Source organism: Pseudarthrobacter chlorophenolicus (assembly GCF_000962805.1).
GTDB classification, from domain to species: domain Bacteria; phylum Actinomycetota; class Actinomycetes; order Actinomycetales; family Micrococcaceae; genus Arthrobacter; species Arthrobacter chlorophenolicus_A.
The window spans coordinates 54,955-70,496 of record NZ_JZTW01000009.1 but is presented as its reverse complement, the minus strand read 5'-3'; the positions used below and the strand labels follow the sequence as shown (position 1 = coordinate 70,496).

At 66.4% G+C, this 15,542-nt stretch carries 11 protein-coding genes; 9 read left to right on the top strand and 2 right to left on the bottom strand.

Going from position 1 to position 15,542, the window contains the following annotated elements; all coding sequences use genetic code 11:
• Positions 1–37 precede the first annotated feature (37 nt).
• Together murJ and UC32_RS10865 are read right to left on the bottom strand one after the other, a co-directional pair.
• Entirely contained in the window at positions 38–2,185 is a 2,148-nt protein-coding gene (murJ, locus tag UC32_RS10870; RefSeq protein ID WP_045731241.1) for a murein biosynthesis integral membrane protein MurJ, read from the bottom strand.
• 67 nt (positions 2,186–2,252) lie between these two features.
• Entirely contained in the window at positions 2,253–2,801 is a 549-nt protein-coding gene (locus tag UC32_RS10865) for an NUDIX hydrolase (protein ID WP_235423644.1), read from the bottom strand.
• A 159-nt stretch (positions 2,802–2,960) separates the two neighbouring features.
• Here UC32_RS10865 and UC32_RS10860 point away from each other — a divergent pair, with 159 nt between their 5' ends.
• From UC32_RS10860 to UC32_RS10825, 9 genes are all read left to right on the top strand, one after another.
• Positions 2,961–4,469 carry a CCA tRNA nucleotidyltransferase gene (locus UC32_RS10860; RefSeq protein ID WP_045731239.1) on the top strand — a complete coding sequence of 503 codons (1,509 nt, stop codon included), beginning with the start codon at positions 2,961–2,963 and terminating at the stop codon, positions 4,467–4,469.
• Positions 4,466–5,050, top strand: a complete 585-nt coding sequence (locus tag UC32_RS10855) for a histidine phosphatase family protein (RefSeq protein WP_045731238.1) — start codon at positions 4,466–4,468, stop codon at positions 5,048–5,050. The genes UC32_RS10860 and UC32_RS10855 overlap by 4 nt, the downstream gene beginning before the upstream one ends.
• A 606-nt stretch (positions 5,051–5,656) precedes the next feature.
• Entirely contained in the window at positions 5,657–5,794 is a 138-nt protein-coding gene (locus tag UC32_RS20785) for a hypothetical protein (protein ID WP_200896368.1), read from the top strand.
• 50 nt (positions 5,795–5,844) lie between these two features.
• Positions 5,845–7,305: a glycosyltransferase family 87 protein gene (locus UC32_RS10850; RefSeq protein WP_045731237.1), complete on the top strand. Its 1,461-nt coding sequence runs from the start codon at positions 5,845–5,847 to the stop codon at positions 7,303–7,305.
• A complete protein-coding gene (locus UC32_RS10845) occupies positions 7,298–8,746 on the top strand; it encodes a phytoene desaturase family protein (protein ID WP_045731236.1) in 1,449 nt (482 codons plus the stop codon). The genes UC32_RS10850 and UC32_RS10845 overlap by 8 nt, the downstream gene beginning before the upstream one ends.
• An 83-nt stretch (positions 8,747–8,829) precedes the next feature.
• Entirely contained in the window at positions 8,830–10,818 is a 1,989-nt protein-coding gene (locus UC32_RS10840; protein WP_045731235.1) for a penicillin-binding transpeptidase domain-containing protein, read from the top strand.
• A gap of 89 nt (positions 10,819–10,907) precedes the next feature.
• Positions 10,908–12,590: an ABC-F family ATP-binding cassette domain-containing protein gene (locus tag UC32_RS10835; RefSeq protein ID WP_045731319.1), complete on the top strand. Its 1,683-nt coding sequence runs from the start codon at positions 10,908–10,910 to the stop codon at positions 12,588–12,590.
• 90 nt (positions 12,591–12,680) lie between these two features.
• The gene (locus UC32_RS10830; protein WP_045731234.1) at positions 12,681–13,874 is read left to right on the top strand and encodes an MFS transporter; all 1,194 of its coding nucleotides are present in this window, start codon (positions 12,681–12,683) and stop codon (positions 13,872–13,874) included.
• Positions 13,875–13,911: 37 nt separating this feature from the next.
• Positions 13,912–15,408: a bifunctional phosphatase PAP2/diacylglycerol kinase family protein gene (locus UC32_RS10825; RefSeq protein ID WP_045731233.1), complete on the top strand. Its 1,497-nt coding sequence runs from the start codon at positions 13,912–13,914 to the stop codon at positions 15,406–15,408.
• Positions 15,409–15,542: the final 134 nt, after the last annotated feature.

The following is a 15,542-nucleotide window of genomic DNA, read 5'->3' as shown; positions in this document are numbered from 1 at the left end:
CGGCTGCGGAGAACGAAGCGCAGAAACAGCGTCGACGTCACTTTTTCCGGGGGCGCCGGCGGCTGAAATAGGGGTTCTGGCCCGCCTTGCCCTGGAAAGTACGCCGGCCCGGCAGCGGAATCTGCTCGCGGAGCAATCCGCCGCGCGCAGTGCTGGACTGCTCCTCTCCGGGCAGGTAGCTGCCGTCGTCCGGTCCCGAGGCGCCGTCGTCGTACTGCGCGCTGGAGGATTCCCGCTCAGGCTCCGGACCTGCCCTGAACGACACGGCATCAAACTCGCCGGAAATGCGCGGAATGAGGCCAGTGTCCACCGAGGTGGTTGCACGGGCGGGACGCTCCGCTGCCGGCCCGGCTTCCACTGAGGGGGTGCCCTCGGGAGCGGACGACGGCGGGACCCCGCCTGCCGCTGCGGGCGCCACTTGGCCGCCACGTCCAAGCCGTCCGAGCAGGGGCCGGAGCATGTCCGTCAGCTCGGAGACGCGGAACAGCCTGAGGAGCAGGAAGTACACGGACAGCATCACGGGGCCCACGACGATGAGCGTCACCAGGGCTTGGATGCGGCCGCTCCAGGCGAAGCCGTCCGGGCTGTAGCTGCCCATCAGCCACAGGGCGCCGGCGCCCGCGATCGCCGCGCCCAGTGCGGCATAGCCCATGCGGATATAGGCATTGGCAATCCGCGGACCGTCCAGGTTGCCGAGCAGGCGCCGCAGGAAGAACGCGCTGATCACCACGGAGAGGATATTGCCCACCATGTACAGGACGGCGATTGCATAGATGATCTGGCCCACCGGCATGAACTGGATGGCAAAGGCCCCCACCACGTACACCACGGCGAGCAGCAGCTGGACGTAGAACGGGGTGCGTGCATCCTCATTGGCGTAGAAGACGCGGGACATCATGAAGTTGGCACTCATGAATGGCGTGCTCAGAGCCAGGATGGTGAGCGTCTGGGCCAGCATGACGCCGTCGTTACGCGAGCCGCCGGAGAAGAACATACCCAGCGGTCCGGCCAGGGCAAAGAGTGCCAGGGCGCCGAAGACGGTGGCCACGGCCATGGTCCGCAGGCCGTGGGAGAGGGCATCCCGCAGCTCCGCCCGGTTGCCGTCCTGGGAAGCCCGGGTCATCCGGTTGAAGAGGACCGTGGCCAGGGACAGGGCGATGATCGAATGTGGCAGCAGGTACAGCTGGCTGGCCACCTCCAGCACGGCGTTGCCGGGCAGCATGTCCGCGGCTGGATTGTCCGCCTGCGCGAGGCGGAGGCGTTCGGCGCCGGGAATCGTGGCGATGCGCATGACGTACAGGAAGGCGAGCTGCCCGACGGCGGCCGTCAGCAGGGTCCACACGCTCAGCTTGGCTGCCTGGCCGAGTCCCACGCCGCGCCACCCGAACCGTGGACGGAGGCCAAGTTTGAGCCGGAAGACCGGAATCATCAGGATGGCCGTCTGGGCCAGCACACCGATGGTGGAGAACCCTGCCACGAACAGCGTCTGCGTGGACCCCCAGTTATCCAGGGTGTGCGGGCTGATCTCATTGGTGCCAAAAATCCAGATGAACATCCCCAGGCCGGCAATGGCCACCAGGTTGTTCAGGATGGGCGCCCACATGGCAGGCCCAAAAGCCCCGTTGGCATTGAGGACCTGGGTGAGGAGGGCATACAGGCCGTAGAAGAAAATCTGGGGCAGGCACCAGAATGCGAAGGTGACGGCCAGGGCCTTCTGCTGCGGACTGTATCCCTGCGTGGTGATGTCGATGACAAGCGGCGCAGCCAGCGTCACCAGTGCAGTGAGACCCAGCAACAGCAGGACTGCAAGGGTCAGGAGGCGGCTGATGTAGTCCGCTCCCCTGTCCGGAGCCTTGCTGGCTTTGATGATCTGCGGCACCAGGACGGCGTTGAAGACACCGCCGGCCACCAGCAGGAAAATCAGGTTGGGCAGGTTGTTGGCATTGATGAACGTGTCGTTGACCGTGGAGCCGAGGCCCAGGGCCGTTCCGAGCATCCAGGTCTTGCCGAAGCCCAGGAACCGGGACACCAGGGTACCGGCGGCCATGATGGCGCTGGAGCGGGTTTCGCTGGCTCCTGAAGATGCTGGCGCGGTGGCCGGAGCCGCAGGTTCTTCGGGGAGGCCTTCCGGCGCGGCATTGCCGGTCCGGCCCGCATTGTCGGAAGGAAAGTTGGTAGCTGACATCGAGTTCATCGTCTCACCCGGAGGCGCTTAACACCGCAACGCCGCTGCACGCCGGGCCTTTCCGCCGTCAGAGGTGGCCGGGCAGGACCTCACGCGCGAGGTCGGCGATGCGCCGCTCATTGGGGAATGAAAGCTTCCTGGCCAGCTCCTGGATGGGAACCCAGGCAACGTCCACGGCCTCCTGGTCGGGATCGTTCTCGATGGTCAGTTCACCGCCGGTGGCACGCAGCAGGTAGTGGTGCACTGTCTTGTGGACGCGGTGGCCGCTGACGGTAAACCAGTAGTCGATGCTGCCCAGGGGGGCCAGGATGGTGCCCTCGATGCCGGTTTCCTCGGCGATTTCGCGGACCGCAGCCTCTTCGTTGTTCTCTTTGCCCTCCGGGTGGCCCTTGGGCAGGCACCACTCCAGTCGTCCCCCGCGGTTAAGGCGGGCGATAATCGCAACCCGAAGCTCGGCGTCGGACGTGTCAACCACCACGCCGCCGGCGGAAACTTCCTCCACCGTTGGCAGCGACGCAGGCGCCGAGTGCGTGGCAGGGGCAACGTGCGCACCGATTGCCGACGGCAATGGTGCGTTTGTCCTCCTGCCTGGAGCGCTCGGTACTGGATGGGCCATGGAGTCCACTCTAACGACTGTTGCCCGTTCGTGATGACCGGAACATGACGCAAACATGGACGGCATATGACGCAGTTTCGCGGCGGCCCGTGAATCCCACGGATCTTGACGGACTTTTTGGCCTGCCGTGCCCCCGGTTTCTGCCAAGCTTAAGTAACTATGGCGCACGCACATCACAAGACTGATTCCCACACCGTCGATTTCCAGGTGGACCCGGTGGTCCTGGAGCTTGGCCAGCGCTTCGTCGACGCCGGCCACGAACTGTCGCTGGTGGGCGGCCCCGTGCGTGATCTCTTTCTCGGCCGGACCTCGCCGGACCTGGACTTCACTACCGACGCCACCCCGGACCAGACAGTTGCCCTTATTAAGAAGTGGGCGGACAACTTCTGGGAAATCGGCCGCGCCTTCGGAACCATCGGCATGCGCAAGGCCGGATTCCAGATCGAGATCACCACCTACCGGGCCGAGGCCTACGATCCAGACTCCCGGAAGCCCGTGGTGGCCTTTGGATCATCGCTAACTGACGACCTGCTGCGCCGCGACTTCACCATCAACGCCATGGCCCTGAAACTCCCGTCCATGGAACTGGTGGATCCCTTCGGCGGGGTCCGGGACCTCCACGCCTCCGTACTGGCGACGCCGGGGTCGCCAGAGGCGTCCTTCTCCGACGATCCGCTGCGGATGATGCGGGCCGCCCGGTTCGCATCCCAGCTGGGTGTGTCCGTCCACGACGACGTCCGCAAGGCCATGACCGGCATGGCCGAACGGATCGGCATCATTTCCGCCGAGCGGATCCGCGACGAACTGGTCAAGCTCATTTGCGGCGCCCGCCCCCGCGTGGGTGTGGACCTGCTGGTGGACACGGGCCTCGCCGAGTTTGTGCTGCCCGAGGTGTCCGCGCTCCGGCTCGAGTCTGACGAACACCACCGGCACAAGGACGTATACCAGCATTCGCTGCAGGTTCTGGAGCAGGCGGCGGCTCTTGAAACAGACGCGGAAGGACCCGTCCCCGGCCCCGACTTCGTCCTGCGGTTCGCGGCGTTGATGCACGACGTCGGCAAGCCGGCTACGCGCCGCTTCGAACAGGGCGGCGCGGTGAGCTTCCGGCACCACGACATGGTGGGTGCCAAACTCACCACGAAGCGGATGAAAACCCTGCGCTTTGACAACGACACCATCAAGTCCGTGGCCCGCCTGGTGGAACTGCACATGCGCTTCTACGGCTACGGGGACGCCGGGTGGAGCGATTCAGCCGTCCGCCGCTATGTCACCGATGCCGGGCCCCAGCTGGAGCGGCTGCACCGCCTTACCCGCTCCGACGTCACCACCCGCAACCAGCGCAAGGCCGACAGGTTGTCCTTCGCCTACGACGACCTCGAGGAACGGATCGCGGCGCTGCGTGAACAGGAGTCCCTGGAGGCGGTCCGCCCGGACCTGGACGGGGCGCAAATCATGTCCCTGCTGGGCCTCAAGCCCGGACCGGTTGTGGGCAGGGCCTACAAGTTCCTCCTCAATGAGCGGATGGAGCATGGACCACTGGCCGCCGACGACGCGGAGGCCAGGCTCCTCCGCTGGTGGGCCGAACAGCCTGAAGCAGCACCTGCCGAACCGGCGGACGGAGAGTCCCCCGCCGGCGTCGTACCGTCCCACGTTGAGGAGTCCAAGTGACCAATCCCGCCCTCGCCCCGCGCCCCCAGCTCTGGATCCTCCGCCACGGGGAGACGGAGTGGTCCAAGAGCGGCCAGTACACGGGGCTCACGGACCTGCCGCTCACCGTTGAAGGTGAACAGCAGGCCGTTGAAGCCCGCAAGGTACTGGATGGCGTTGACTTCGACCTGGTCCTCACGTCCCCGTTGCGCCGTGCGCGCCGGACGGCTGAGCTGGCGGGCTTCCCTGATGCCCAGCACGAACCCCTCGCCGTCGAATGGAATTACGGTGACTACGAGGGCATCAGCTCCGACCTCATCCGCAAGGACAACCCGGACTACCTGATCTGGACCAACGGGGTGCCTAATGGCGAGAGCCTGGACGAAGTGGCGGCGAGGGCTGACAAGATCATCGGCCGGGTCCTCGAATCGGGAATGGACAACGTGCTGGTGGTGGCCCATGGGCATTTTTCCCGCATCCTGACGGCACGCTGGCTGGAACTGCCTCCGGTTGAGGGCCGGCATTTCGTCCTCGGCACGGCAAAGGTATGCACGCTCGGATGGGATAAGAAAACTCCCGCAATTGTCCGCTGGGGACTCTGAAAACCAGTTCCTTAAAGAATTTATGTTTTTCGTGCACAAAAGGATGGCCGCAGCGTAATTCGTGGTGTACCTTTATTCCTAGCCCCAGGACTTTTCTGCCGGGGCATTGCCCGTGCTGCGGCATCCCCACGATGCCGCGAATGAAAGAAGAGGAGGTTGGGAGAATGATGACTTTGACTGGCGAATGGAATGTGGCCGTCAACGCTGCCCCGGCTTCCGCGCACGAGGTGCACTTTCCGCAGGGCCGCGCCGGCCACTAGCCCGTGATCCCGCTGCATTGGCGGCGGATTGCCTGATGCCGGACCTGCCGGAAGCCTGAGTGTAATTTAGCTGAGAGCCGTGCCCTGTGCATGCCGCTATTGCCGGCCTGCCGGGGTTGCCTTGGCTTCCCCTGCACAGGTGCCCGTTCCTCCCGCGGCCGCATCCGGGTCCTGCCTCCTTCTGACGGTATTCCCGTTTATCCGGGCACGCATTTAATTGCCGCCTGATTCACCGAATTTCGATGCGCCATTTTCGGTGATTCCTTATGCCCAAATTCCCTTTCGGCAATGGCTCTATTTGCCGTGCCCAAAATCTTCCTTGCACCTTCCAAAGGGGGTGATTACCTTGATCCGAATAATTCGCAAGCTCCTGGCCCGCATCCGCAGTAGGCCGGCCCAGGCCGGGTTCAACAGCCGGCTGCTGGAACAGCGCCGCGACGACGCCTTCGCACTGATGCACCAGCAAATGGGAGGCCTGCGCTGACACCCGCCCCCGTGGCTTCCCGCCCGGGGGCGGGCTGTAAGCTCGGGAACATGCAGGACACCGAGCCCCGGGGGCACCGTGGACGGTCCAGGCTGGTTGTTCCCAGCCGCAGCGACGTGCTGCTCCGGAACTTCACCGAGCTGGTGGGCGGACCGCTGGGGCGCAGATCGGAGCCGGGAGTGGTATCCCCCGGCCCGTTCACCGTGGATCGTGTGCTGATTCTGCTGACCCTCGCTGCCGCCCTCCTGGGAATCCTTGTTAAGGGGTACTGCCGGGCGTACGGATGGGAATCCCCCACGCAGTTTTACGCCACCTGCTATTCCGACCTTCCCGAGCTGTTCCGCAACCGGGGCCTTGCCGATGGCGCCTTCCCCGTCGTCAGCAGCGCTTTCGAGTACCCCGTTGTGGTGGGCCTTGTTGCGGGTGTGACATCACTGCTGGTCCCGGGCCAGGGCATCTCCGATGCCCGGGTGCTGGCTTTCTTCGACATCAACGCCGTCCTGCTCGCCGTGGCCGCAATGATTGCCGTTCTTGCTACAGCCCGGATTTCTGCCCGCCGTCCGTGGGATGCGGCCATGGTGGCCGTGGCGCCCGGCCTGGTCTTGGCGGGCACCGTCAACTGGGACCTCTGGGCTGTATGCCTGTTGGCCGTCGGCATGTACTTTTTTGCCGCCCAGCGTCCCGTCGCGGCCGGAATCCTGACCGGACTGGCGGTAGCGGCCAACGCCTATGCCCTCCTGTTCCCCGCCGCCATCCTCCTATTGGCCGTACGGACCGGAAAATTCCGGCCGCTGCTCGCCACCGCCTCCGCCGCGGCGGTCAGCTGGGCAGCGGTCAATCTTCCGTTCGCAGCAGCTAATCCCGCGGGCTGGGCCTATTACTTCCAATTTAACGCCAGCCAGGACGCTGGATATGGTTCGCCGTGGTTCGCCTACAACCTTGTGGCGGCCAAGCTTCAGCGGCCCGTCATCAGCCCGGATGCAACTGACCTGCTGTCCACCGGATTGTTCGCCCTAGCGTGCATCCTGCTCGCTGTCGTTGCCCTGTCTGCTCCGCGCCGGCCGCGCCTGGCCCAGCTGGTGTTCCTGCTGGTGGCTGCCTTCGTCCTGACGGGGAAGGCCTATTCCCCCCAGTTCGTGCTCTGGCTCATTCCGCTGCTTGCGCTGGCCCGTCCAAAGTGGCGGGATTTCCTGGTGTGGCAGGGAATCGAGGGCCTGCACTGGGCCGCGGTGTGGATGTACCTTGGGCAGGTGACCAGCGCGGGCTCCTCCCAGCACAACCTGGACATGCCCTACTACGTGCTGGCGGTGGCAGCGCACATGATTGCGCTGGCCTACCTTATGGCCCGGGTCATCTGGGATATCTACGATCCCCGCTACGACCCCATCCGCCGGCACAACCTTGATGATCCGCACGGCGGCCCGTTCAGCAACGCATCCGACCGGCTTCGCCTGGACTTCCGCCGGACGTCCGGGTCGCTGCTGCACTGGAAGGAATCCACCCATGCCTGATGTCAACGTGGTCGGTGCAGGACCCAACGGACTTGCGGCTGCGGCCATCATGGCGCGCGCGGGCCTGTCCGTTGAAGTCTTCGAGGCTGCCGGGTCAATCGGCGGCGGTACCCGCACCGCCGAACTCATGCAGCCGGGCCACTTCCATGACGTCTGTTCGGCTGTCCACCCCATGGCACTGGCCTCCCCCTTCTTCCGGGCCTTCGAGCTCGCACGCCGGGTGGACCTGGTCACTCCTGAACTCTCCTACGCTTCACCGCTGGACGGCGGCCGGGCCGCCCTGGCATACCGGTCACTGGACAGGACGGCGTTCGAGCTGGGGAAAGACGGCGCTGCGTACCGGCACCTCATGGCGCCGCTGGTTGCCCGGACCGCGGACATCATGGATTTCACCCAGGACCAGCTGCTGCGGATCCCCAGCAATCCGGTGGCCGCCGGGATTTTCGGGGCGCGGACCGCAGAGCAGGGATCCCACCTGTGGAACCTTAGGTTCCGGGAAGACAAGGCCCCGGCGCTCCTGAGTGGAGTGGCCGCGCATGCCATCTCCCACCAACCCTCACTGGCGGCCTCCGGCGCGGGCCTGATGCTGGGAGCACTGGGCCACGCGGGCGGATGGCCCATTCCGGTGGGCGGTTCCGCGGCCATCGCGGCTGCGCTGGCACAGGACATCCGGGACCACGGCGGGCTCATCCACACGGACACCCCGGTGGACCGGCTCGCCGACCTTCCGCCCGCGCAGGCATCCCTGCTCAACGTTTCCCCGCGCGGGTTCGCCGGCATGGCCGGCGACGCGCTGCCGCCACGCTACCGGTCGTCGCTGGAATCCTTCCGCTACGGAAACGGCTCCTGCAAGGTGGACTTCATCCTGTCCGGTCCGGTTCCCTGGCAGGCCGCCGGACTGGCTGACGCGGGAACCGTGCACGCGGGCGGGACACGCGAGGAAATTGCACGCTCGGAAAATGAGGTGACCGCGGGACGGCACCCGGACCGCCCATATGTCCTGGTGGCACAGCCCTCACGCTTCGACGCCACCCGAGCACCCGCAGGACGGCACACGCTGTGGACCTACTGCCACGTTCCTGCCGGGTCCACCAAGGACATGACCGAGTCCGTGACGGCCCAGCTTGAACGGTTCGCTCCCGGATTCCGCGACCTGATCGTGGACTCCAACACCGTCACCGCGGCGGAACTCGCCCGCTACAACAGGAACTATATTGGCGGGGATTTCAGCGTGGGGACCATGGACCTCAGGGGCCTCATCCAGCGGCCGGTGGTGTCACCCGTGCCGTGGCGGACCCCGCTGCCCGGGGTGTACCTCTGCTCCTCCGCCACGCCTCCCGGTCCCGGAGTTACCGGCATGCCCGGGATGCACGCCGCCACGTATGCCCTCAGGGACATGTTCGGCCTGGGGCTCCCGACGCTCGGCCTGGGCGGGTCATAGGATCCTCGAGGTCCCACCGTCCTGCCCGTCCGGCGTCGCCGTGGCGTGGGAAAAGCGCATCCAACTCGGTGGATAATGGCGCCATGGGGAAATCAACAAAACTTTCGCTTGCCGTAGCTGCGCTCGTTCTCGGAACGTCGCTGGTGGCGTGCGACGACGGACGGGGCGGCGCTGAAGCCGCAGCCCGGCAGCTGGCATCAGCCGTTTCCGGACTCGATGTTGGCGGTGTCGCCTTTGACGGCAAAGACACTGCGGCAGCCAACGAGCAGCTGAAGAACGTTTTCGCATCCCTGGACCCGGCCAAGCCCACCGTGGAGGCGGGAGAAATCACCCTGGACGGCGACAATGCGTCCGCGCCCTTGACCTACAGCTGGAAGATCGCCGACAGCGACTGGAAGTACACCACGTCCGCTGCCTTCCGGAAGTCCGGGGACAAGTGGCTGACGGTCTGGAACCCTGCCAGCCTGGCGCCGGACCTCAATGACTCGGAGATCCTGACCAAAGGCACCCGGTCGCCCCAGCGCGCCGACATCCTGGGAGCCGGAGACGTCCCGTTGGTCACCTACCGGCCCGTGGTGAACGTGGGGATCGACAAGCCGCAACTGGGCGCCGCAGATCCGGCCGACTCCGCCGCGAAACTGGCGGCCCTCGTGGGAGTGGACCCGGCCGGGTACACGCAACAGGTCAAGGCCTCGGGCGCGGAAGCGTTCGTCCCCGCCATCACCCTGCGCGAAGAAGGCCGCACAGTCACCAACGAACAGATTGCGGCCATCCCCGGTGCCCGCGCCATTCCGGACTCGGTGCCGCTCGCGCCCAACAGGACCTTCGCCCGCGCCGTGCTCGGGTCCGTCGGCCAGGCCACGGCGGAACAGATCGAAGCCTCGGAAGGCAAGCTGACCGCCGGAGATGCGACCGGCGTCGGCGGCCTGCAGCAGCAGTACGACGAGCAGCTCAGGGGAACTGACGCCGTCGTGATCCGCGCCCAGCGCGCTGACCTGACCCGTGAACAGATCCAGTCCGCGGCCACGGACCCGCGCCGCGTCCTCTTCGAAATCGCGCCCCAGCCGGGCACTCCGCTCAAGACCACCCTGGATCCGCGCCTGCAGACCCTGGCCGAGACCACCCTCCAGGACGTGAAGCCGGCCTCGGCGATCGTGGCACTCCGTCCATCCACCGGCGCCGTCCTCGCCGCAGCCTCCGGTCCGGGCAGCAACGGCTACAACACGGCCATGCTGGGGCAGTACGCGCCCGGCTCGACGTTCAAGATGGTTGATTCGCTCGCCATGTTCCGCAACGGGCTGACACCGGACTCAAAGGTGCAGTGCACCCCCACGCTGAACGTCGACGGGCGCACGTTCAAGAATGCCGAGGGCTACCCCGAAGGCTCGCTCGGCTCGGTGACGCTCCGGGATGCCTTCGCGCATTCCTGCAACACGGCGTTCATCGCCGCCCGGGATTCGGTGTCCCAGGGCCAACTGGAGGCAGCGGCACTCGCCATGGGACTGGCCGTTGAAGCGCCGTCCCTGGGCGCCGACGCCTTCCTGGGCTCGGTGCCCGCGGCCGCCGCCGGAACGGAGCACGCCGCTTCCATGATCGGCCAGGGCAAGGTGTTGCTCTCTCCGCTGGCCGCCGCGATGATGGCCGGCGCAGTGGCCAAGGGTGCGCCGGTTTCGCCCCAGCTTGTCCTCAATCCCGACGGCGGTGCTGCCGCCGCCGGGACGGCCAGCGGATCCGCTGCACCGTCCGCGCAACCCTCCGCGACGGCAAGTGCCGAAGCCCCGTCAACCGCGTCGGACAAACCGATCACCGCCGCGGAGGCAGCCTCCCTCGCTGACATGATGCGCGCCGTGGTGACCTCCGGCCACGCCGGGTTCCTGTCCAGCGTCCCCGGCCAACCCGTGGGAGCCAAAACCGGAACCGCGGAATTCGGCAACGAAAACCCGCCCAAGACCCACGCCTGGATTGTGGCCACCCACGGCGACCTCGCCGTGGCAGTCTTCGTGGAGGACGGCGGCCTGGGCGCCACCACCTCGGGCCCGCTGCTGAAGGCCTTCCTCACCGCCGCCGGCTAGAGTTTTCGAACAGATACGGGGACTTCAGGGGTGTGTAAGCCCTGGTATCTGCCCAAAAACTCTGCGGCGGGCGTGGGAAGATGGAGTCCGTGGCTCATATTGACGTTTCCGGCATCGACTACTTCCTCTCCGACGGCACCCAGCTGTTGAATGGGGTGACCTTTAAGGTTCCGGACGGCACCAAGACAGCCCTGATCGGACCGAACGGTACGGGAAAAACCACACTGTTCCGGATTATCGCCGGCGATCTGGTTCCCGACGAGGGCGTTGTGGGCCGCTCCGGGACCATGGGCATCATGCGCCAGTTCGTGGGCCAGGTCCGCGATAATTCAACCGTCCGTGACCTGTTGGTCTCCGCAGCTCCCCCGGCGCTGGCCGCGGCCGCCCGCGAGGTGGACGAGGCGGAGCTGGCCATGATGGAGAACGACGACGAGCCCGCCCAGATGCGGTACGCCCAGGCCATCGTGGACTGGGGCGACGCCGGCGGATACGACGTGGAGACCGTGTGGGACGAGGTGTGCATGGCGGCGCTGGGCCTGCCGTTCGACCGCGCGCAGCACCGCCCGGCGTCGAGCCTCTCCGGCGGCGAACAGAAGCGCCTGGTCCTTGAAGCCCTGTTTGCCGGCCCGGATGACCTGCTGCTGCTCGACGAACCGGATAACTACCTTGACGTGCCCGGCAAGCGCTGGCTTGAAGACAAGCTCAATGAATCCCGGAAGACCGTCTTCTTCATCAGCCACGACCGGGAACTGCTGAACAATGCTGCCGGGCGCATCGTCACCCTGGAACCGGGAATCAACGGCGCAGCGGCCTGGATCCACGGCGGCGGGTTCGGCTCCTACGTGGAAGCCCGGGCAGACCGCAACGCCCGCTTTGAGGAACTGCGCAAACGGTGGGACGAGGAGCACACGAAGCTCAAGGAACTCGTCAATATGTATAAGAACAAGGCGGCCTTCCGCTCGGACATGGCCAACCGGTACCACGCAGCCCAGACCCGGCTGGCCAAGTTCCTTGAGGCAGGCCCGCCCGAGGCCCTGCCGGTGGAACAGAACGTGCAGATGAGGCTCAAGGGCGGCAGGACAGCCAAGCGCGCCATCGTGGCCGAGCGGCTGGAGCTGACCGGGCTGATGAAGCCCTTCTCCACGGAGGTGTGGTTCGGCGACCGCGTGGGAGTCCTGGGCTCGAACGGGTCCGGAAAATCCCACTTCCTGAGGCTGCTCGCCACGGGCGGCACCGACCCCGAACGCGAGCATGTACCCGTATCCGACGTGGAAATCGCGGAGGTCCCGCACGAAGGGACCGTGAAACTGGGTGCGCGGATCCGCCCCGGCTTCTTCGCCCAGACCCACGTCCGGCCAGACCTCCTGGGCAAGACATTGCTGGAGATCCTGCACCGGGGAGACGAGCACCGTTCCGGCCTCGGCCGTGAAGCGGCGGCGGGCGCCCTGGACGGGTACGGCCTGGCCGGCCAGTCGGAGCAGAAATATGAATCGCTCTCCGGCGGACAACAGGCACGGTTCCAGATCCTGCTCCTGCAGCTGTCCGGTGCCACCCTGCTGCTGCTCGACGAGCCCACGGACAACCTGGACCTGCACTCGGCCGAGGCACTGGAGAGGGCCATTGACCACTTTGAAGGCACCGTCCTTGCCGTGACGCACGACCGCTGGTTCGCCCGGACCTTCGACCGGTTCCTCGTCTTCGGCTCCGACGGCAAGGTCTACGAATCCGCGGAGCCGGTGTGGGACGAGAAGCGCGTTGAACGTGCACGCTGACACCTTGCCGGGGGCCACGGCAGGCAGGCGTAACAGCGCACTCATAGCCCCGAACCGAATCCGCAGGTATCCAGTGGAAGCAGTGAACGTATGAACACTAAAAGCGGCACGGTCCGGGAGGCCGGAGTGACGGCTGCGGCCGCTGCCACCTTCGTGGTTTTCGGCATCAACGGACTCGTCTTTGCCAGCTGGGCGGCCCGCATCCCGGCCGTAACTGAAATCCTGCAGATCACTTCGGGCCAGATGGGAACCCTGCTCCTGTGCACCGCAGTGGGATCCTTGCTTGCGCTGCCTACAGCAGGCCTGGTGGTGGGGCGGATCGGAACGGCCAACACCGTCCGCTTCGGCGGTGTGCTGGCAGCGGCGGCCGGCGTGGGCATCGCCGTGTCCCTCTCCGCCGCGTCCATTCCGGGGACTGCAGTCTCCCTGTTCTTCTTCGGGATTGCCATCGGCCTCTGGGATGTCTCGCAGAACATTGAGGGCGCCGACGTCGAACACCGGCTCCGGCGCACCATCATGCCCCAGTTCCACGCGGCCTTCAGCGGCGGAGCCTTCGTGGGTGCGCTGGTGGGTGCCGGGTTGTCCAACCTCGGCGTGGGGCTGCCGCTCCACCTGCTGGTCATCGCAGGCGTGGTGCTGCTGGCAACACTTGTTGCGCCGCGCTACTTCCTCCCCCACGTGGCGGCCGCACTTCCAGAGGGCGAGTCGAAACCAGCCAAGGGGCCGTCCGCGTGGCGGGACAGCAGGACGCTCCTTATCGGCGTGGTGGTGCTCGGTGCCACCCTCACCGAGGGCGCGGGCAACGACTGGATTGCCAAGGCCTCTGTGGACGGGCTGGGAACTGCCGATTCAACCGGCGCGCTGATGTTCGCGCTCTTTGTCCTTGCCATGACGGCGATGCGGTTCCTGGGCGGCCGCGTTATCGACGCGCATGGCAGGGTTGCGGTGCTGCGTGCCAGCATGGCCGCGGCGGCTGCAGGCTTGGGCCTGTTCGTCCTCGCGGACAACGTCTGGATAGCAGCAGTTGGCGCAGCCCTCTGGGGAATCGGTGCGGCGCTGGCCTTCCCCATGGGCATGTCCGCTGCAGCTGACGATCCCGCCCGCGCTGCAGCGCGGGTCAGCGTTGTATCCACCTTGGGGTATATATCTTTCCTGGCCGGCCCGCCCCTGCTGGGCTACCTCGGCGACGTGGTGGGGATCCACCAGGCGCTGCTGGCCATCATGGCACCCATAGTCCTCGCACTGCTCCTGGCCGGAGCCGCACGGCCGCTCAAGACCGACTAGGAGACGCCTGCGGGCCGGGCGGCGGTAGGGTGTGGGAATGCAGAGCACATGGCGGGGCAACCACAAATGGATCAGCCGAATGGACAGGTACCTTGTCCGGCATGTATCAAACCTGCCGGGCGGAAACCATGACGATTTTTTCCGCCGCCTCTCCGCTTCCGCCAACAACGGGAAACTGTGGATAGCGATCGCCGCCGGCATGTCAGCATTCCCCGGCAAGACCCGCAGGGCAGCAGTCCACGGGCTCCTGGCCCAAGTTGTCGCGTCCACCGTCACCAACGTCATCTTCAAAACCCTGCTGCCGCGGCGGAGGCCGCTGCCGGAACATCTTCCAGTGTTCCGCTTCGTGCATCCGCAACCCACCAGCTCATCCATGCCTTCCGGTCACTCCGCCTCCGCCGTGGCCTTTGCTGTAGGCGTGGGCCTGGTGCGTCCGGCCATCGGCGCGGCACTTGCCCCCGCCGCGGCGGGGGTGGCGTACTCCCGGGTCCACACCGGGGCGCACTGGCCTTCGGACGTCCTGTTCGGCTCTGCCCTGGGGGCGGGCGCCGCCCTGGTCACCCGCCACTGGTGGCCTGTGCGGCCACCCATCCCCAAGACGCAGCGCACCGCGGCCTCTGCCCCGGAACTGCCCGGCGGAAGGGGACTCAGCATTGTGGTGAACGCGCTGGGCGGATCATTCACCGATGAGACAGCCGATGCCCTCCGGGAAGTATTCCCTGAGGCGCATATTGAGACAGTGCGTCCTGAAGACGGCCTGGCGGAGCAGATCAGTGCCACAGCGGACCGTCCCGGAACCAAAGCCCTCGGGGTGTGGGGCGGAGACGGTACGGTCGGAGCAGCGGCGGCTGCCGCCATCGAGCGGTCCCTGCCATTGCTGGTGCTCCCCGGCGGCACCCTGAACCACTTCGCCCGGGATGCCGGAATCGGGAATCTCCAGCAGGCGGTGGCGGCGGCGTCCAACGGCGAGGCGGCAAAGGCTGACATCGGGTTTGTTACCGCAGAGCGCGGCCTTGCCGGTTCGCCGGAAGTGTCCGAGCTGATCATGCTGAACACCTCAAGCATCGGCCTGTACCCCAACCTCGTGCGGCGGCGTGAACAGTTGCAGCCGGCCCTCGGAAAGCCGCTTGCGGGTGTAGTGGCCATGTTCCGGACCTTCGCCGCCGGAACGCCCATCACGCTCAACGTGGACGGTACCCCGCACCGGGTGTGGATAGCGTACGTGGGCCGTGGCCGCTACTACCCCAGGGACCATGCGCCGCTGCTCCGGCCCGTGTTGGACGACGGCGTGCTGGATTTCAGGATCTTCTCTGCGGATGAATCATTCGCTCGGTTGAGGTTGCTGTGGGCGGTCCTGACCGGCACCGTGGCGAGTTCCAGCATCACCCACCTCCGGGAAGCAACCGAGGTCACTATCCACGCTGACGGCGCGCCGATGGCCCTGGCAGTGGACGGCGAGGCACTGGCCGGGGTGCGCAAGGTGCACTACCGGGTGGTCCCCAGGGCCCTGGTCTACTACTCGCCGCAGGCTTAAGGTCCGTTGCGGCGCACCCGCCTGCGGGCCGCCGGCAGCATGCCGCCGACCGGACGTCCCGGGGCGGTCATCCGTCGGGACTACCCTGATTCGCCCCTGAATCATCCCTGAGACCGGCGAAAAGCGCGGCAGGC

Bases quoted from the DNA above. Each gene is read 5' to 3' on its own strand.
- murJ (WP_045731241.1), bottom strand. From the start codon at position 2,185: ATGTCAGCTACCAACTTTCCTTCCGACAATGCGGGCCGGACCGGCAAT.
- UC32_RS10860 (WP_045731239.1), top strand. From the start codon at position 2,961: ATGGCGCACGCACATCACAAGACTGATTCCCACACCGTCGATTTCCAG.
- UC32_RS10840 (WP_045731235.1), top strand. From the start codon at position 8,830: ATGGGGAAATCAACAAAACTTTCGCTTGCCGTAGCTGCGCTCGTTCTC.
- UC32_RS10830 (WP_045731234.1), top strand. From the start codon at position 12,681: ATGAACACTAAAAGCGGCACGGTCCGGGAGGCCGGAGTGACGGCTGCG.
- UC32_RS10850 (WP_045731237.1), top strand. From the start codon at position 5,845: ATGCAGGACACCGAGCCCCGGGGGCACCGTGGACGGTCCAGGCTGGTT.
- UC32_RS10865 (WP_235423644.1), bottom strand. From the start codon at position 2,801: ATGGCCCATCCAGTACCGAGCGCTCCAGGCAGGAGGACAAACGCACCA.
- UC32_RS10825 (WP_045731233.1), top strand. From the start codon at position 13,912: ATGCAGAGCACATGGCGGGGCAACCACAAATGGATCAGCCGAATGGAC.
- UC32_RS10845 (WP_045731236.1), top strand. From the start codon at position 7,298: ATGCCTGATGTCAACGTGGTCGGTGCAGGACCCAACGGACTTGCGGCT.